Raw genomic sequence first — 17,950 nt, 5'->3', positions numbered from 1 at the left:
GGGCGGAGAACGCCGGTCCGACAGGATCCGCCGTTTCGCGACTGCGGTGAGGGCGAGAAGTGCCGAACGCCGACGCGGGCCCGGATCGATTCGACAGCTTCTGCCGTTTCCCCGCTCCGGAGAGGGCGAGAAGTGACCAACTCGCGGTCACGTCGGTCGTCGATGGCGAAGCGTGCGTCCGCGGCAACGTCTCGTTGAGAAGCGACTCCCTCGAGGCGCTCAGAAGAGGGTCGCGGGGGCGTCCTCGACGGCGGGGGCGGGAGCGGCGGCGGGCGCGGTGGGCCAGCCCGGCCCGGCGTCGACCGGCCGGCGGCGCTGGTAGGCCGTCGCGGCGGCGCGGGCGCGGACGTCGGCGGCCTCGTTCATCCGGTGATTCGCGTGGCCCTTCACCCACTCGAAGGTGACGGCGCGACCCTGGAGCGCCTCGTCGAGCGCCTTGATGATCTCCACGTTCATCACGGGCTTGCCGTCGGCCTTGCGCCAGCCCTTCCGCTTCCAGCCCGGCAGCCACTCGGTGCAGGCCTTGATGGCGTACTGGCTGTCGCAGAGGATGTGCAGCGGATCGGTCTCGTCCGCCGTCGAGCGCAGCAGCTCCAGCACGGCGGTCAGCTCGCCGATGTTGTTGGTGCCGTGCGACCAGCCGCCGGCGGCCCAGCGCTCGTCGTCGACGTACCAGGCCCAGCCGGCGGGGCCCGGGTTGCCCAGTGCCGAGCCGTCTGCGGCGGCGATGATGGTGCCCACGTGGTGCTCCTCGAGTCCTCGGTGCGCCCGACCCGGCGCCCTTCGAGGGTAGTCGCCCCCGTCCCAGGCCTCGTGCCCGGCGCAAGCCGGTGTCGGATGTCGGCGGTTCGCGGCAGGGTGGAGGCATGACCAGCATCCCCACCCTCACGCTCAACGACGGCACGACCATCCCGCAGCTCGGCTTCGGAGTGTTCAAGGTCGACCCGGAGGAGACCGAGCGCATCGTCTCCGAGGCGCTCGAGGTCGGCTACCGCCACATCGACACCGCGGCGATCTACGGCAACGAGGTCGGCGTCGGCCGCGCGATCGCCGCCTCCGGTCTCGCGCGCGACGAGCTGTACGTGACCACCAAGCTCTGGAACGACGACCAGGGTCGGGCGACCGCACCCGGTGCCCTCGACGCGAGCCTCGAGAAGCTCGGCCTCGACTCCGTCGACCTCTATCTCATCCACTGGCCCAAGCCGGCTCAGGATCGCTACGTCGAGAGCTGGGAGGCGATGCAGGAGCTGCGCGAGTCGGGCCGCACCCGCTCGATCGGCGTCTCGAACTTCCTCGTCCCGCACCTCGAGCGCCTGCTCGACGAGACCGAGGTCGTGCCGGCCGTCAACCAGATCGAGCTGCACCCCTACCACCAGCAGCCCACGGTCACCGCGTTCGGTGCCCAGCACGGCATCGCGACGGAGGCGTGGGGCCCGCTCGGCCAGGGCAAGTACCCGCTCCTCGAGCTGCCCGTGATCACCGGCCCGGCCGAGGCGCACGGGGTCACGCCCGCGCAGGTCGTCCTGCGCTGGCACCTCGACCGCGGCCACATCGTCTTCCCCAAGTCGTCGACGAAGGCCCGCATCGCCGAGAACCTCGACGTCTTCGGCTTCGAGCTCACCTCCGACGAGCGCGACGCGATCACCTCGCTCGAGCGCGCCGGCCGCGTCGGCGGCGACCCCAACGAGGTCTGACCCCCGTGGCCCGCTGCTCGAGCAGCCGCGGCGTGCGGCCCCTCATGCTGGTCGAGTAGCCGCCGCAGGCGGCGTATCGAGACCCACCGCCGTCAGCAGATGGAGCATGCAGAACCTTCTGCTGACGCTGGTGGATCTCGATACGCCCGCTGCGCGGGCTGCTCGATGAGCGGGGACACGCCGCGCTCCGCGGGCTCCGGGCTCGATCAGCGGGAGGCCCGCCGCGCGATCGTCACCCGCGTCGCGTACGGCATCGCGACGCGCCCCTCCGCGCCGAACTCCTCGTCGAGCACCCGCCCGACGGCCGCCAGAGTCGCCGCGCGCTCCTCCTCCGTCATCGCGATCACGTAGCTCCGCGACGCGAACATGTCGAGCACGCCCGCCCGGTCGAGCTCGAACACCCAGTCGAACTCGGCGTACGCCACTCGCGTCAGCGCGGAGCCGAGAGGCGGCTGCACCGTCTCGAACCGCTCCGCGGTCGAGGATCCGGCGACCTCGCCCAGCCGGCGCACCCACGGCACCGACTCGTCGCGGATGTTCCAGACCAGCGCGAGCACACCCTCCGGCACGAGTACCCGCGCGACCTCGGAGCTCGCCCGCTCGGCGTCGACCCAGTGCCACGACTGCGCGGCCGTGACCAGCTCGACGGACGCGTCGGCGAGCGGCAGCGCCTCCGCCGTCCCCTCCACCGCCGTGACCGTCGGCAGATGCTCGCCGAGCCGCGCCAGCATCGTCGCATCGGGCTCGACGGCCGTCACCGTCAGCCCGCGCGCGACGAGCGACGCGGTGAACTTGCCCGTCCCGGCGCCGAGATCCACCACCCGCACCCGGTCGGAGGCGTCCGCACCCGCCTCCCGCGCGCGCTCCGGCACGTAGGCCCCCGCCACGCGCGCCGGCGCGTGCGCGACCAGCCAGTCCACCGCGTCGTCCGGGTACCCGGGCCGTCCGCGGTCGTAGGCGTCGACGGCGGTGCCGAAGGAGCGGGAGAGATCGGAGTCGGTCATGCCCCCGACGCTACGCCTGGCGGGTGTCCGCCTCCAGGCGGCGGGCCAGCACGTCGACCGCGTAGCCGTACCCGGCGATCCCCGCGCCGACGATGACCGCGACCGCGATGTCGGAGAGGTAGGAGTGCTGCCGGAACTCCTCGCGCCGGTGCACGTTGCTGACGTGCACCTCGACCATCGGCAGCTCCGTCGCGAGCACCGCGTCGCGGATCGCGATCGACGTGTGCGTGTAGGCCCCGGCGTTCAGCACGATCCCGGAGGAGGTGCCGCGGGCCGCGTGCAGGCGGTCGATGATCGCCCCTTCCGCACTGCTCTGGAAGACCTCGACCTCGAGGCCCAGAGCGCGGGCGCGATCGGCGGCGAGCGCCTCCGCGTCGGCGAGCGTGTCGGAGCCGTAGAGCTCGGGCTCGCGCGTGCCGAGCAGATTCAGGTTCGGGCCATTGACGACGAGGATCGGGAGGGTCACGGTCCGACCCTACTGCGGGCCTCCGCGTCGGGCGGAGTGGGGCGCTCGACCCGTGCAGAACCGAGGTCCGCACTCCCGAAGCTCCCCTCAGCGCGCCGTCGGCCCCGCTCACCCTCTGTACTGCACGCCGAGCCGAGGCTCACCGGGTCGCGATCGGCAGCGGCGGCAGCTCCGCCCGCAGCCGGATCAGCTCCCGCGCGTGCGCATCGAGCCGCCGGTCCTCGTCCGAGTGCAGCGGGAGCGGCGGCACAGCCTCCGCAGCACCGTCGGACCCGCGTACGACGAACACGCTCATGCACTGCGTGGTCAGCTCGAGCACCCCCGTCCGCGGATCGCCCGAGCGCACGTGGATCGCGAGGTGCATGCTCCGCGGGCCCGTGTGGATGAGCCGCGCCTCCACCTCCACGAGATGCCCGATCCGCACCGGCCGGTAGAAGTGGATGCCGCCGGAGTAGACGGCGACGGTGTCGCGCCGCGTCCAGCCCATCGCGACCGCGTCCGCCGCCTCGTCGATCCAGCGCATCACGATGCCGCCGTGGGCGTTCCCGCCCCAGTTGACGTCGCCGGGAGCGGCGAGGAAGCGGAAGACGATCCGAGGCCCGGTGCCCGCCGCCGTGTACTCCTGCTCGCGCATCACCTCGTGCAGCGCTCGCCGGCCGGTGATGCGGGCAGCGGCGCCCTCGGCGAGCGCCGAGTCCTCGACCGACTGCGGCCGCCACTCCGGCACCGCGCGCGGCCGCTTCTCCTCGTCGACGGCGACGAAGATCAGGAGGCAGTGGGTCGCCTCCTCGTAGCGGCCGGTCCGCGGGTCCGCCTGTGCGACCTCGACCAGGACGTGCATGCTCGTGCGCCCGGTGTGGATGATCCGCGCGCTGGCCTCGATGAGGTTGCCGACCGCGATCGGCCGGGTGAAGTGCACGTTGCCGACGTAGGCGGTGACGCAGTAGCCGGCGCTCCAGCCGACCGCGCAGGCGTAGCCCGCCTTGTCGATCCACTCGAGCACGCGGCCGGCCTGGGCGCTGCGGCCGTCGGCGGTCGCATCCTGCGGGGCGGCGAGGAAGCGGAGGGTGATGCGGTCCATGACGTCCATCGATCGGGAGGGGAGTGGACCCGCGGAGAGGGGTGCGAGGAAAGGGGGGATGTCCCCTCCGCGGGCCACAGGGAGTGCCGGGAGCGCCGGCAGGTTCAGGGTGTCACGCGGCGACCGGCAGTCGCGCGGCCAGCAGCCGGAGGCGCAGCGCGCTCAGCTCGGCGGTCAGAGCGCTGGGGAGGCGGTCGCCGAACCGCGCGAAGAACCGCTCGGTCAGGTCGCACTCGTCGAGCCAGGCCTCGACCGGCACCGAGAAGAGCTCCTCCTTCACGTCGGCCGGCAGGTTCAGCCCGTGCGTGTCGATCGCGAGGGGGAGGTCGCCGATCGCGCTGGGACGCGCTTCCGCCAGCCCTTCGACCCGGCGGACGAGCCACTGGATGACGCGGGCGTTCTCGCCGAAGCCGGGCCAGAGGAAGGATCCGTCGGCGCCCTTGCGGAACCAGTTGACCTGGAAGATCGCGGGAGCCTTCTCGCCGAGGTCCTCGCCGACCGAGAGCCAGTGCGCGAAGTAGTCGGCCATGTTGTACCCGCAGAAGGGCAGCATCGCGAAGGGGTCGCGTCGCAGCTCGCCCACGGTGCCCTCGGCCGCGGCGGTCTTCTCGGAGGCGATGGTCGCCCCCATGAAGACGCCGTGCTGCCACGAGGTGGCCTGCGTCACGAGGGGCACGTTGGTCGCGCGCCGGCCGCCGAAGACGATCGCGTCCAGCGGCACGCCCTCGAACGAGTCCCAGTCGTCCGAGAGCGACGGGCACTGCAGGGCCGGAGCGGTGAAGCGGGCGTTCGGGTGGGCGGCGGGGGTGCCGGAGGCGGGGGTCCACGGCTGTCCGCGCCAGTCGGTCAGACGCTCGGGCGTCTCGTCGGTCAGGCCCTCCCACCAGACGTCGTCGTCCTCGCGGAGCGCGACGTTGGTGAAGATCGTGTTGCCCCACAGGGTCTGCACGGCGTTCGGGTTCGAGGACTGACCGGTCCCGGGGGCGACTCCGAAGAACCCGGTCTCGGGGTTCATCGCCCAGAGGCGCCCGTCCTCGCCCTTCTTCATCCAGGTGATGTCGTCGCCGAGGGTCTCGACGCGCCAGCCCGGGATCGCGGGCTGCATCATCGCGAGATTGGTCTTGCCGCACGCGCTCGGGAACGCCGCCGCCACGTGGTAGCGGCGGCCCTCGGGCGAGACGATGCGGATGAGCAGCATGTGCTCGGCGAGCCAGCCCTCCTCGCGGCCCATCGCCGAGGCGATCCGCAGGGCGAAGCACTTCTTGGCGAGCAGCGCGTTGCCGCCGTAGCCCGAGCCGAACGACCAGATCTCGCGGGTCTCGGGGAACTGGGTGATGTACTTCGTCTCGTTGCACGGCCAGGCGACGTCGTCGCGCGTCGTGCCGTCCGCATCGCGCAGGGGGAACCCGACCGAGTGCACGCCCCGGACGAACGCGGTGTCCTCGGTGAAGGCGGCCAGCGGAGCGGCGCCGACGCGGGCCATGATCCGCATGTTGAGCACGGCGTACGCCGAGTCGGTCAGCTGCACGCCGAGCTGCGACAGCGGACCGCCGACGGGTCCCATCGAGAACGGGACGACGTACATCGTGCGGCCCCGCATCGCGCCGCGGAAGTAGGGGGCGATCTCGTCCTTCATCGAGGAGGCCTCGCGCCAGTTGTTCGTGGGGCCCGCGTCGGCCTCGTCGCTCGTGCAGATGAACGTGCGGTCCTCGACCCGGGCGACATCGTCGGGATCGGTGCGCGCGAGGAACGAGCCGGGGCGCCACTCCGGGTTCAGAGCGATGAGCTTGCCCTCCGCGACCATGCGGCCGGTGAGGCGGTACCACTCGGCGGGCGAGCCGTCGCTCCACTCGATCGCGTCGGGCTCGAGGATCGCCGCCATGTCGCGCACCCAGCGGCGCAGCGCCAGGGGAGCGGCGGGGACTGTGGGCGCCGCGACGGCGGTCGGGGCGGTCATCGTGGCCGGCTCGATCCGGACGGTGTTGGTGAAGATGCTCATGGTGGCTCCGCTTTCTTGTCTGTCGTCGTCGACGGGTGGGGAGTCGTCCTCGAGCGGTGTCGCCGCGGTCGAGGGGCACTCTGTGGCGCCTGGAGCCAGAATGGAGGAGGATCGGGACGTATTCCCGGGACTGATGCAATCAAGAACGGCCGTTTTTTCGCCTCTGTCACAACCGATCACTGGAGCTCGCCGTGACCGACACCGCCGGTACCGATGCCGCCCTGCTGGGGCAGCGCATCCGCCACTTCCGCACCCGTCGAGGGCTGACGCTCGGACAGCTCGCCGAGCAGGTCGGGGTGTCGGGGAGCCAGCTCTCCCTGATCGAGACCGGCCGGAGGGAGCCGCGGCTCTCGCTCCTGCAGCGCCTCGCCTCCGCGCTCGGCGTCGAGCTCGCCGCGCTGCTCTCGGACGAGCCGCCGAGCGAGCGGGCGGCCCTCGAGATCGAGCTCGCCCGGGTGCAGAAGGGGTCGCTGTACCGTTCCCTGGGCCTGCAGGAGTTCAAGGTCAACAAGGCGCTGTCCACGCCCGTCCTGGAGGCGTTCCTCGGCGTGTACCGCGAGCTGGCCCGCCGCAAGAGCGAGGCCAGCGCGACACCGGAGGAGGCCCGCCGGGCCAACACGGCTCAGCGCCTCCAGCTGCGCGAGCGCAACGCCCACCTGCCCGAGATCGAGACGATCGCGGGCGAGATGCTCCGCACCGTCGGCCACCGCGGCGGCGCACTCACCCACAGCTCGGTCTCGAAGATGGCGCGGCACCTCGGCTTCGAGATCATCCACGTCGGCGACCTGCCGCACTCGGCGCGCTCGGTGATCGACCTGGCGAACGGGCGGATCTACCTCCCGCCCGCCTCGATCCCGGGCGGCCACGGGCTGCGAGCGCTCGCCCTGCAGGCGATGGCGCACCGACTCCTCGGGCACGAGCGCCCGGTGACCTACGCCGACTTCCTCCGACAGCGCCTCGAGATCAACTACTTCGCCGCCGCCTGCCTGATGCCGCTCGAGCCGGCCGTCGCCTTCCTCCAGGACGCGAAGCGCGAGCGCGACATCTCGGTCGAGGATTTCCGCGACGGCTTCGGCGTCACGCACGAGGCCGCGGCGCTGCGCTTCACGAACCTCCTGACCTCGCACCTCGACATCCGGATGCACTTCCTGCGGGTCCTCGGCGACGGCTCGATCCAGAAGGCGTACGAGAACGACGGCCTGCCGCTGCCGACCGATGTGACCGGGGCCGTCGAGGGTCAGACGGTCTGCCGCTACTGGTCGGCCCGCTCGGCCTTCAGCCGCACGAATCGCACGACGGAGTACTACCAGTACGTGGACACGCCCGCCGGCACCTTCTGGTCGGCGTCGCAGACCGGCACGACCGCGACGGAGGAGTTCTCGATCACCGTCGGCGTCCCCTTCGCCGAGGCCCGCTTCTTCCGAGGCCGCGACACCGACCGCCGCGAGCTCTCGCGCTGCCCCGACGAGTCCTGCTGCCGCCGCGCCCCCGCCGAGCTCGCCGCACGCTGGGACGGCAACGCCTGGCCCAGCGCGCGCCTGCACGCCCATGTGCTCGCCCCGCTGCCCTCCGGCACCTTCCCCGGCATCGACGACGCCGAGGTCTACGCCTTCCTCGACGCCCACGCCCGCGAATCCTGACCCCCTGGTCGGCTTCGCGAGATGCCACTTTGGTACGCGTGCACCGGCGTGTCGCGTACCCAAGTGGCATCTCGCGGAGGGGGCTGTGGACAACTCGAGCGGGGGAGGGTGCGCTCCGGGCACGCTCTCGTGCATGGAGCACGAGGAGAGTCACGTCATGGCGTCCCGGGATGGTGAGTCGCGGCGCCGCCTCGCCGCCGAGTACCCGGTCGTCGCCTTCCGAGGAGCACGCACGGATGTCGAACCGGGCAGCTATGACGAGAGGATCGCGGCCTACAGCGCGATCATGCGACCCGGCGAGTTCTTCTCGCACGACACCGCCGCCCATCTCCTCGGCCTCCCTGGTCCGATCCTCACGGAGCTGTCGCCGCTGCACGTCTCGGTGGCGCCTCCGCTGCGCGCCGCGAGGCGCCTGGGCGTGCGCTCTCATCACCTGTGGGACGAGGCTGTCTCGGTCGTCGACGCCGGCTTCCCCGTCGCGGACCCGGCGTCGACTTTCTGCCACCTCAGCGATTCCCGCTCCGCCGACGAGCTCGTCGTACTGGGTGATGCGCTCGTCCGCCCCGATGAGGGGGCCGGACGCCGGGGACTGAGGGTCGACCTCGAGATCCTCGCCGAGCGAGCGTCGAGGTTCCGGGGGAGGGGAGGTAGACGCGCTCGCGAGGCGATCGGCTTCGTCCGCGTGGGATCCGAGTCGCCGATGGAGACGCGGCTCCGGCTGCTGCTGATCCGCGCCGGACTGCCCGAACCCGAACTGAACGTGCGGCTCTTCGACGCCGACGGAACGTTCGTCGCCCGGGTGGATCTGCTCTATCGGGACCAGTGGCTCGTCATCGAGTACGACGGCGACCACCACAGAACCGACAAGCGGCAGTACGAGCGCGACATCGCCCGGATGGAGGCGATCGAGGCCCTCGGCTACCGGAGGATCCGGGTGCGGGCCTCCGGCATCTACGACCACCCGGAGGCGACGGTCGCGCGAGTGCGCAACGCCCTGCTCGCCGCCCGGTGACTCCCTGAATACCCCTCGCGAGATGCCACTTGAGTACGCGACGCGCCGATGCGGGCGTACTCAAAGGGCATCTCGCGGAGCCCGCCAGAGGTCAGGAGGAGATCAGCGCGCGCGCCGTGCCCTCGTCGAGGATCAGGTCCGTGATGAGGCCGGCGGCCAGCGCCCCGCGCAGCCCCGGCAGCTTCGACGAGCCCGAGACCACGCAGATCCGCCGCGCCGCGCGTCGCACCGTGGAGAGGTCCGGACCGCTTGCACGTTCGTTCATGGGGATGTCGTCCCATGTCCCGTCCGCGCGATAGAACACCGTCGCCACATCGCCGACCACGCCCGATTCGCTCAGCGAGGTGAAGTCGCTCGCCTCGAGGTACCCGCCGATGTAGACCTTCGACGGCACCGCGGCGAAGGGTGAGCCGAGGCCGAAGAGCGCCACGTCCATCCGCTGCTGGAGCTCGAGCACCCGCTTCGTCGAGCGCTCGCGCCACACCGCCTGCTTCGTGAGCGGGTCGTCGAAGAACGCCTGCACCGGGAACTGCTGCACCTTGGCCGCGTACGCGTCGCCGAAGCGCCGGAGGATCTCGCTCGAGTAGTTGATGCCCGTCGTCTCGGTGTTGCCGGCGCCGTTGAGCTGCACGATCTGGGTGTTGTGCGTCTCCTTCGCGATCAGGTGCCGACTGATCGCGCTCATCGTCGAGCCCCAGGCGATGCCGACGATCATGTTGGAGTCGATGAACTGCCCGAGGATCCGCGCGGCCGAGAGCGCGACCCGCTCGAGCCGGTCGATCTCGCTGGTGTGATCCGGCACCGGCACGATGTGCGCCGTGATGTCGTAGTGCGCCCGCACCTCGGCCGACAGCGCGCTCGCCCGGTCGAGAGGGGAGCGGATCTGGATGTCGACGAGTCCGGTCGCCCGCGCGTGCGAGAGCAGCCGCGACACGGAGGAGCGCGAGGTGTGCAGCTCGTGCGCGATGGCGTCCATCGTCAGGTCCTGCATGTAGTAGAGCTGCGCCGCACGAAGCGCATCCCGCGTCTTGTCCGGATGGGTCGCGTGCGTCGTCTCGTCGAGTTCGACGACCGGTCGGACAGGGGTCATTGCCGCTCCTTGCACGTATTTCCACCCGTATTGACCGGATGTGTTGTCGGGTCAAGGATGGCTGTATTCCTCCGCGAAATCAATCGTCCACCTCTGAGATGGACACTCCGTGAAGGCCTCGACGAAACACCTACGACACGAAGGCGAGTACGAAGTGGCACAGTCTGCCGGAACTCCCGGAAACACCGACCTCCGCGAGAGCGTCACCGCCCTGCGCGACAACCCCCGAGCGACCGTCCTCGTGATCGGAGGCGGCATCAACGGCATCGGGACCTTCCGCGAGCTCGCTCTCAACGGCGTCGATGTCGCCCTCGTCGAGCGCGGCGACTACGTCTCGGGCGCCTCCAGCGCCTCGAGCCACATGATCCACGGCGGCATCCGCTACCTCGAGAACGGCGAGTTCCGTCTCGTCAACGAGGGCGTGCACGAGCGCAACGGTCTGCTGAAGATCGCTCCGCATTACGTGAAGCCGCTGCAGACCACCATCCCGATCTACTCGACCTTCTCCGGGATCCTCGCGGCCCCGCTGCGCTTCCTGACCCACAAGTCCGGAGCGCCCCAGGAGCGAGGCGCGCTGCTGATCAAGGTGGGCCTCACCCTGTACGACTTCTTCTCGCGCGACGGCGGCTCCGTTCCCCGTCACCAGTTCCACGGGCGCAAGCGCTCGCTGGCCGAGCTGCCCAAGCTCGACCCGAAGATCAAGTACACGGCGACCTACTTCGACGCCTCGGTGCACGAGCCGGAGCGCCTCGCGCTCGACGTCCTCCACGACGCGCTCATCGGCGGCAAGAAGGCCCGCGCGGCCAACTACGTCGAGGCCGTCGGCGCCGACGAGAAGGGCGTCGTCCTCCGAGACCGCGAGAGCGGCGAGGAGTTCACCTTCGAGGCCGACGTCGTGGTCAACGTGTCCGGCCCCTGGACCGACTTCACCAACACCGCGCTCGGGACGACCACGAGGTTCATGGGCGGCACCAAGGGCTCGCACATCGTGCTCGACAACCCCGAGCTGGTCGAGGCCTGCGAGGGCCGCGAGATGTTCTTCGAGCACAGCGACGGCCGCATCGTCCTGATCTACCCGCTCAAGGGCCGCGTCATGGTCGGCACGACCGACATCGACGCCGACCCGAACGAGCCTGCCGTCTGCACCGAGGAGGAGATCGACTACTTCTTCGAGCTGGTCAACCACGTCTTCCCGTCGATCCCCGTCGACCGCTCGCAGATCGTCTTCAAGTTCTCGGGCATCCGCCCGCTGCCCCGTCACGACGACGAGGCGCCCGGATTCGTCTCCCGCGACTACCGCATCGAGCCCTCCACGCTCCCCGGAGCGGGCGGCGCGACCGTGCTCAGCCTGGTCGGCGGCAAGTGGACCACGTTCCGCGCCCTCTCGGAGCACCTCTCCAACGAGGTCTTCAAGCGGATCGGCGTCACCCGCCGGGTCTCGACCGTGAAGACGCCCATCGGAGGCGGCAAGGGCTTCCCTCGCACCGACGCGTCCCGCGCGCAGTGGATCAGCCAGCACCGCTCGGGTCTCTCCTCCGCCCGCACCGGCCAGCTGCTCGAGCGCTACGGCACCCGTGCGCAGGAGGTCATCGAGGCGCTCGCCGACGGTCACGACGAGGCCCTCGACTTCGACAAGGACTTCACGACCGGAGAGATCCGCTACCTCGCCCAGCGCGAGAGCGTCGTGCACCTGATCGACCTCGTGATGCGCCGCACCAACCATGCGTTCACCGGTGGTCTCAGCCGCGAGCTGCTCGAGGAGCTCGCCGAGCACACCGGGGCGGTCCTGGGTTGGGACGAGGCCGCCCGCGCCTCCGAGGTCGACGCGACCATCGCGCACCTCAAGCAGTACAACGGGGTCGATGTCGGAGGCTCCTCCGTCCAGACCCCGACCGCCGTCCCCGCGTCCTAGACACGGCGACTGGCGCAGAACGACGGGAGCCCCGGCCGAGGCAGGACCTCGGGCCGGGGCTCCAGTCGCGACTCCGCACAAACGTGCACGCGTCGCTCCTTGTCGGAGGGTCGGGGCGCGGATAACTTCACACACGTCGGGCATCGATGCCCGCTGCGGACGCCCGCGTGCGTCCGTTCTAACAAGAGGAAAAGGTCAACGTGGACAATCTCGGAGTGGTCTTCCTTGCTGAGCTGGTGGGGACGGCGATGCTCGTCCTGCTCGGCTGCGGTGTCGTCGCCAACGTCGCGCTCGTCAAGAACAAGGGCTTCAACGGCGGATTCCTGATGGTCAACATCGGCTGGGGCTTCGCGGTCTTCGCCGGTGTGATCGTCTCCTACAACTCGGGTGCGCATCTGAACCCGGCGGTCACGCTCGGTCTGGTCGCGAGCGGAGCGACGGAGTTCGGATCGGGCGTCCCGGTCAACATCGTCTCGATCCTCATGTACATCCTGGCTCAGATGATCGGAGCCATCCTCGGCGCCGTCTTCTGCTGGCTGGCCTACAAGCAGCACTTCGACGAGGAGCCCGACGCGGCCAACAAGCTCGGCGTCTTCTCGACGGGTCCCGCGATCCGCTCCTACGGCTGGAACTTCGTCACCGAGATCATCGGCACCTTCGTCCTCGTCTTCGTGGTCATCGGCTTCGGCCGGAACGGCGACGCCGGCGGGCTCGCCGCACTCGGCGCTCTGCCCGTCGCCATCCTCGTGATCGCGATCGGCGCCTCCCTCGGTGGCCCGACCGGCTACGCCATCAACCCGGCGCGCGACCTCGGCCCGCGCATCGCGCACGCCCTGCTGCCGATCAAGGGCAAGGGCTCGAGCGACTGGAGCTACGCGTGGGTCCCGGTCGCCGGACCCATCGTCGGTGGTGTGCTGGCGGGCCTCGCGTCCACCGCGCTGCTCCCCATCCTCTGAGCAGACGCACTCCACTTCACCCCCATTACGAAGGAGTAATCACACATGGCTGACTACGTCATCGCTATCGACCAGGGGACCACGTCGTCCCGCGCGATCATCTTCGACAAGAAGGGATCGATCGTCTCGACGGGCCAGAAGGAGCACGAGCAGATCTTCCCCCGCGCGGGCTGGGTCGAGCACGACCCGATCGAGATCTGGAACAACGTCCGCGAGGTCATCGGCCAGGCGCTCTCCCGCGCCGACCTGACCCGCCACGACATCGCCTCCGTCGGCATCACCAACCAGCGCGAGACCGCCGTGGTCTGGGACAAGACCACGGGCGAGCCCGTCTACAACGCCATCGTCTGGCAGGACACCCGCACCCAGTCGATCGTCGACCGCCTCGCGGGCGACGAGGGCGCCGACCGCTTCAAGTCGATCGTCGGCCTGCCGCTGGCGACCTACTTCTCGGGCACCAAGATCGTCTGGATCCTCGAGAACGTCGAGGGCGCCCGCGAGAAGGCGGAGGCCGGCGACCTGCTCTTCGGCACCACCGACACGTGGGTCCTCTGGAACCTCACCGGCGGCACCGACGGCGGCGTCCACAAGACCGACGTCACCAACGCCTCCCGCACGCTCTTCCTCGACCTCGAGACCCTCGAGTGGCGCGACGACATCCTCGAGGCGTTCGGCGTTCCGAAGTCGATGCTGCCCGAGGTGTGCTCCTCGTCCGAGGTCTACGGCCACGTGGAGGCGTCCTCGCTGCTGCGCGAGGTGCCGATCGCCGGCATCCTGGGCGACCAGCAGGCCGCGACGTTCGGCCAGGCGGCGTTCGATCCGGGTGAGGCCAAGAACACCTACGGCACCGGCAACTTCCTGATCTTCAACACCGGCACCGAGATCGTGCACTCCAAGAACGGTCTGCTCACGACCATCGGCTACAAGCTCGGCGACGGCGAGGTGCACTACGCGCTCGAGGGCTCGATCGCGGTCTCCGGCTCGCTGATCCAGTGGCTGCGCGACAACCTGGGCCTCATCGGCTCGGCCCCCGAGGTCGAGGCGCTGGCCGCCACGGTCGAGGACAACGGAGGCGCGTACTTCGTCCCCGCGTTCTCGGGACTCTTCGCGCCGTACTGGCGCTCCGACGCCCGCGGTGCGCTGGTCGGTCTGACCCGCTACGTCAACAAGGGCCACATCGCCCGCGCCGCGCTCGAGGCGACCGCGTTCCAGACCCGCGAGGTCCTCGACGCCGTCAACGCCGACTCCGGAGTGCCCCTGCAGGAGCTCAAGGTCGACGGCGGCATGATCGCCAACAACCTGCTCATGCAGTTCCAGGCCGACATCCTCGGCGTCCCGGTCGTCCGACCGGTCGTCGCCGAGACCACCGCCCTCGGTGCCGCCTACGCCGCGGGGCTCGCGGTCGGCTTCTGGGAGAACCTCGACGACCTGCGCCAGAACTGGCAGGAGGACTCGCGCTGGACCCCGCAGATGGACCAGGACGAGGCCGCGCGCCAGTACCGCCTCTGGAAGAAGGCCGTCACCAAGACGTTCGACTGGGTCGACGACGACGTCGTCTGAGTTCATGTCCACGGCGGTCCTCGCCCGCCGTGGCGCAGTCGGCTTCACGGGGCGGTTGCGTCCCGAGGAGCGTCTCGCGTCCGGCTAGGAGAAATGGCTGACACGCGATCTCTCCGTTCGCCTCGGCCCTGTCTGCTGCTGTCCGGTCATCGACCGGCGGAGCGCCTCGGTTCGACCTTCGGGTCGGGCCGGGGCGCTTCGGCGTTCCGGCGAGGCACGCTCCCGCGAGGCCCGCTCCCGCGAGGCGGAGCCGTCCGGTCCGCCTTCCATGCTGGTCCAGCCCGCAGCCCAGCAGGGGCGTATCGAGCGGCGAAGCCGCGTCGCGTCTCGGTGGTGAGGGAGAAGTCGGCGCTCGTCGCCATGCATGCCGGTCGGGTAGCCCCGGAGGGGCGTATCGAGCGGCGAAGCCGCGCTGCGTCTCTGTGGTGAGGGAAAAGGGGCGCCCGTCGCCCTGCATGCTGGTCGAGTAGCCCCGCAGGGGCGTATCGAGACCCGCCAGCGTCAGCAGATCGGGCTTCTGATCTGGACTTCTGGCGCTGGTGGATCTCGATACGCCCGCTGCGCGGGCTACTCGATCAGCAAGGCAGGGACCACACGCAGGAGGTCACTTTTCCTAGGAGACCCACCGGCGTCAGCAGGTGAGGCGTCTGCCGTCGCCTTCTGATGGACGTGGATCTCGATACGCCCGCTGCGCGGGCTACTCGATCAGCGAGGAGGGGACCACGCGCAAGAAGTCGCTTCTCTTGAGAGACCCCTCTCCCTCCGAACTCCGTCCGCACGCCCGAGGGCGCCGTCAGCGCTCGAGCAGCGGCGGGAGGTCGTCGAGGGTGCCGATGCGCCGCACGCCGAGAGCCACCGCCTCCGTGGGGAGCTCGCGGCCGTGCTCCGGGCCGCCGGGCCGGTCGAGCCAGACGCCGCGGAGGCCGGCGCGGGCGGCGCCGAGGGCGTCGGTGGTGAGGCGGTCGCCCACGTACAGGGCGTCGGAGGCGGCGACGCCGAAGCGCTCGCAGGCGAGCTCGAAGATGCCGGCGTCGGGCTTGGTGACTCCGACCTCGCCCGAGGCGATCAAGTGCTCGATCCACGGCGTCAGACCCAGCTTCTCGACCTTGTTCTGCTGGAAGGCGAGGTCGCCGTTCGTGATGATCCCGATCCGCGCACCGGAGGCGTCGAGGCGGTCGAGCACACGCAGAGCGTCCTCGTGCAGGGTCCAGTTGGCCGTGTAGTGCTCGAGATACGCCGCGAACCACTCGCTCGCCTGCTCCGGTGAGAGCGCGACTCCCGACTCCGCAGCGAACGCGGTCGCCCGGGCGCGACGCTGGCCCTCGTAGTCGAGCTCACCGGCGAGGTAGCGGTGGTAGTGCTCCTCCTCGAGCAGGTACCAGCGGCGCTGGACGTCGTCCCGGGTCGCGGCGTAGGGCGCACCGAGCGCCGCGACCTGGTCGACGATGCCCTCGCGCACCGCGTGGGCGTGAGCGAAGAGGGTGTCGTCGAGGTCGAAGAGCGCCAGCCGGAGGGTCACGTCAGCGGCCGCGGCGGAGGAATCCGAGGCGCTCGTAGGCGACGGCGAGCGTCTGCTCCGCGCTCTCGGAGGCGCGGTCGGCGGCGCGGGCGAGGACCCGGTCGAGCTCGGCCGGGTCGGCCAGGAGCTCTGCGGTGCGCGCGCGGATCGGGTCGAAGGTCGCGGCGACCACCTCGACCAGCCCCTTCTTGAGGTCGCCGTAGCCGCGGCCCGCGTACTCCTGCTCGAGCGACTCGACGGTGCGGTCGGCCAGCACGGAGTAGACGGTGAGCAGGTTCGAGACGCCGGGCTTCTCGGCGCGGTCGAAGCGCACCTCCGACTCCGTGTCGGTGACGGCCCGCATGATCTTCTTCGCGGTCGCCTTCGGGTCGTCGAGCACGCTGAGCAGGCCGGCGTCCGACTCCGCCGACTTCGACATCTTGGCGGTCGGGTTCTGCAGGTCGTAGATCTTCGCGGTCTCGCGGACGATGTGCGGCTCGGGGATCGTGAAGGTGTCGCCGAATCGGGTGTTGAAGCGGTTGGCCAGGTCGCGCGTGAGCTCGAGGTGCTGACGCTGGTCCTCGCCGACCGGCACCGCAGCCGTCTGGTAGAGCAGGATGTCGGCCGCCATCAGGATCGGGTAGGTGAAGAGGCCGACCGAGGCGGCCTCGGTGCCCTGCTTCGCCGACTTGTCCTTGAACTGGGTCATCCGGCTGGCCTCGCCGAAGCCCGTCAGTGTGTTCAGCACCCAGGCGAGCTCGGCGTGCGCGGGTACGTGCGACTGGATGAAGAGGGTCGAGCGCTCCGGGTCGATGCCCGCCGCGATGTACTGCGCGGCGGTCGCGCGAGTGCGCTCGCGGAGCTGCTCCGGATCCTGCGGAACGGTGATGGCGTGCAGGTCGACGACGCAGAAGTAGGCGTCGAACGCCTCCTGCATCGCGACCCACTGAGTGAGCGCGCCGATGTAGTTGCCGAGGTGCAGCGATCCGGAGGACGGCTGCATGCCGGAGAAGAGGACGGGCTTGGCGGGGGAGGTGCTGGTCATGGAGAGGCCTCGGTCGGTCTTCGGTCGTTCGGGGGAGGGGAGGATCAGAGGTCGTAGTCGACGACGACAGGGGCGTGGTCGGACCATCGCGTGTCCCAGGCGGAGGCCCTGTCGATCTCGTAGGTGCGTGCGAGGGCCGCGAGCTCGGGAGTGGCGAGCTGGTAGTCGATCCGCCATCCGGTGTCGGTGTCGAAGGCCTGCCCGCGCTGCGACCACCAGGTGTACGGCCCGGGGACCTCGCCGGCGAAGCGGCGGCCGAGGTCGACCCAGCCGAGGCCGGCACCGGCGTTGTAGTCCTCGTCGCCCTCGGCGCCGACGAACTCGTCGAAGTAGGCGCGCTCCTCGGGGAGGAAGCCCGCCTTCTTCGTGTTGCCCTTCCAGTTCTTGATGTCGAGCGTGCGGTGGCCGACGTTGAGGTCGCCCATCACGACGGCGAGCGGGTTGTGGGCCTGCAGCTCGGGCAGTCGCGCCCTCATCGCGTCGAGGAACTTGTACTTCTCGACCTGCTTCTCGGTGCCGACGCCGCCCGAGTGCACGTACGTCGAGACGACGGTGATCGTGCGGTCGCCGACCTCGTAGTCGGCCTCGAGCCAGCGGCCCGCGGAGTCGAAGTCGTCTGCCCCGAGGGAGACGCGGTGGATCGCGGCGCGCTTGCGCGAGGCGAGCGCGACTCCGGCGCGGCCCTTCGCGGTCGCCTCGTCGTGCAGGACGGCCCACTCGTCGCCCAGCAGGCCGGTGACGTCGTCGGTGGAGGCGCGGACCTCCTGCAGGGCGAGGATGTCGACGTCGCGCGAGGCGAGCCACTCGCCCATGCCCTTGCGGAAGGCGGCGCGGACGCCGTTGACGTTGACGGAGGCGATGCGGAGCTGTGTCACCGTGTCATTCTATTTGGAGCAGCTGCGCTGCTCTTCCGCGGCGGTCCTCGCCCGCCGCGGCGCGGTCGGCTTCTCGACGCGGTGCGCTCCACAGAGCGGGTTGCGCCCGGCTAAGAGA

Annotated in this window: 14 protein-coding genes and 1 pseudogene; 6 read left to right on the top strand and 9 right to left on the bottom strand. The window is 70.4% G+C overall.

Annotated elements, in window-relative coordinates:
- Window positions 1–231: 231 nt before the first annotated feature.
- Window positions 232–741 (bottom strand): annotated as a pseudogene (locus GRS92_RS12490) (ribonuclease H family protein); the annotation flags it as partial.
- 125 nt (window positions 742–866) lie between these two features.
- Here GRS92_RS12490 and GRS92_RS12485 point away from each other — a divergent pair.
- Window positions 867–1,694, top strand: a complete 828-nt coding sequence (locus GRS92_RS12485) for an aldo/keto reductase (protein ID WP_159856820.1) — start codon at window positions 867–869, stop codon at window positions 1,692–1,694.
- 206 nt (window positions 1,695–1,900) lie between these two features.
- Here the strand turns inward: GRS92_RS12485 and GRS92_RS12480 are convergent, their stop codons facing one another.
- The 4 genes from GRS92_RS12480 to GRS92_RS12465 form a co-directional block, all read right to left on the bottom strand.
- The gene (locus GRS92_RS12480) at window positions 1,901–2,698 is read right to left on the bottom strand and encodes a class I SAM-dependent methyltransferase (protein WP_159856818.1); all 798 of its coding nucleotides are present in this window, start codon (window positions 2,696–2,698) and stop codon (window positions 1,901–1,903) included.
- Window positions 2,699–2,708: 10 nt separating this feature from the next.
- Window positions 2,709–3,164 carry a type II 3-dehydroquinate dehydratase gene (aroQ, locus tag GRS92_RS12475; RefSeq protein ID WP_159856816.1) on the bottom strand — a complete coding sequence of 152 codons (456 nt, stop codon included), beginning with the start codon at window positions 3,162–3,164 and terminating at the stop codon, window positions 2,709–2,711.
- A gap of 139 nt (window positions 3,165–3,303) precedes the next feature.
- Window positions 3,304–4,245: an acyl-CoA thioesterase gene (locus GRS92_RS12470; protein WP_235021994.1), complete on the bottom strand. Its 942-nt coding sequence runs from the start codon at window positions 4,243–4,245 to the stop codon at window positions 3,304–3,306.
- Window positions 4,246–4,357: 112 nt separating this feature from the next.
- Window positions 4,358–6,202 carry a phosphoenolpyruvate carboxykinase (GTP) gene (locus tag GRS92_RS12465; protein ID WP_235022014.1) on the bottom strand — a complete coding sequence of 615 codons (1,845 nt, stop codon included), beginning with the start codon at window positions 6,200–6,202 and terminating at the stop codon, window positions 4,358–4,360.
- Window positions 6,203–6,435: 233 nt separating this feature from the next.
- Between GRS92_RS12465 and GRS92_RS12460 the strand changes: the two genes are divergently transcribed.
- On the top strand, window positions 6,436–7,884 hold the full coding sequence (locus tag GRS92_RS12460; protein WP_159856810.1) for a helix-turn-helix domain-containing protein: 1,449 nt from the start codon (window positions 6,436–6,438) through the stop codon (window positions 7,882–7,884).
- Window positions 7,885–8,041: 157 nt separating this feature from the next.
- Entirely contained in the window at window positions 8,042–8,896 is an 855-nt protein-coding gene (locus tag GRS92_RS12455; protein WP_159856808.1) for an endonuclease domain-containing protein, read from the top strand.
- Between the two features lie 91 nt (window positions 8,897–8,987).
- On the opposite strand, the gene GRS92_RS12450 is transcribed toward GRS92_RS12455, so the two are convergent.
- Complete coding sequence (locus tag GRS92_RS12450) at window positions 8,988–9,986, bottom strand: sugar-binding transcriptional regulator (protein WP_159856806.1); 999 nt, start codon at window positions 9,984–9,986, stop codon at window positions 8,988–8,990.
- Window positions 9,987–10,140: 154 nt separating this feature from the next.
- Between GRS92_RS12450 and GRS92_RS12445 the strand changes: the two genes are divergently transcribed.
- From GRS92_RS12445 to glpK, 3 genes are all read left to right on the top strand, one after another.
- The gene (locus GRS92_RS12445) at window positions 10,141–11,898 is read left to right on the top strand and encodes a glycerol-3-phosphate dehydrogenase/oxidase (RefSeq protein WP_159856805.1); all 1,758 of its coding nucleotides are present in this window, start codon (window positions 10,141–10,143) and stop codon (window positions 11,896–11,898) included.
- Between the two features lie 248 nt (window positions 11,899–12,146).
- Window positions 12,147–12,854, top strand: coding sequence for an MIP/aquaporin family protein (locus GRS92_RS12440; RefSeq protein ID WP_235022013.1), 708 nt, complete (start codon window positions 12,147–12,149; stop codon window positions 12,852–12,854).
- Between the two features lie 45 nt (window positions 12,855–12,899).
- On the top strand, window positions 12,900–14,414 hold the full coding sequence (gene glpK / locus GRS92_RS12435) for a glycerol kinase GlpK (protein WP_159856801.1): 1,515 nt from the start codon (window positions 12,900–12,902) through the stop codon (window positions 14,412–14,414).
- A 793-nt stretch (window positions 14,415–15,207) separates the two neighbouring features.
- On the opposite strand, the gene GRS92_RS12430 is transcribed toward glpK, so the two are convergent.
- Genes GRS92_RS12430 through GRS92_RS12420 form a run of 3 tightly spaced genes read right to left on the bottom strand, consistent with a single transcriptional unit; the run spans window position 15,208 to window position 17,832 of the window.
- On the bottom strand, window positions 15,208–15,933 hold the full coding sequence (locus GRS92_RS12430) for an HAD family hydrolase (RefSeq protein ID WP_159856799.1): 726 nt from the start codon (window positions 15,931–15,933) through the stop codon (window positions 15,208–15,210).
- A gap of 1 nt (window position 15,934) precedes the next feature.
- Window positions 15,935–16,957: a tryptophan--tRNA ligase gene (gene trpS, locus GRS92_RS12425; protein ID WP_159856797.1), complete on the bottom strand. Its 1,023-nt coding sequence runs from the start codon at window positions 16,955–16,957 to the stop codon at window positions 15,935–15,937.
- 44 nt (window positions 16,958–17,001) lie between these two features.
- Window positions 17,002–17,832 carry an exodeoxyribonuclease III gene (locus GRS92_RS12420; RefSeq protein WP_159856795.1) on the bottom strand — a complete coding sequence of 277 codons (831 nt, stop codon included), beginning with the start codon at window positions 17,830–17,832 and terminating at the stop codon, window positions 17,002–17,004.
- Between the last annotated feature and the right edge of the window lie 118 nt (window positions 17,833–17,950).

This window comes from Rathayibacter sp. VKM Ac-2754 (assembly GCF_009807095.1).
Classification (GTDB): Bacteria; Actinomycetota; Actinomycetes; order Actinomycetales; family Microbacteriaceae; genus Rathayibacter.
Note: the sequence above shows the minus strand (reverse complement) of the source record. Positions and strands in the feature narration are given on the sequence as shown.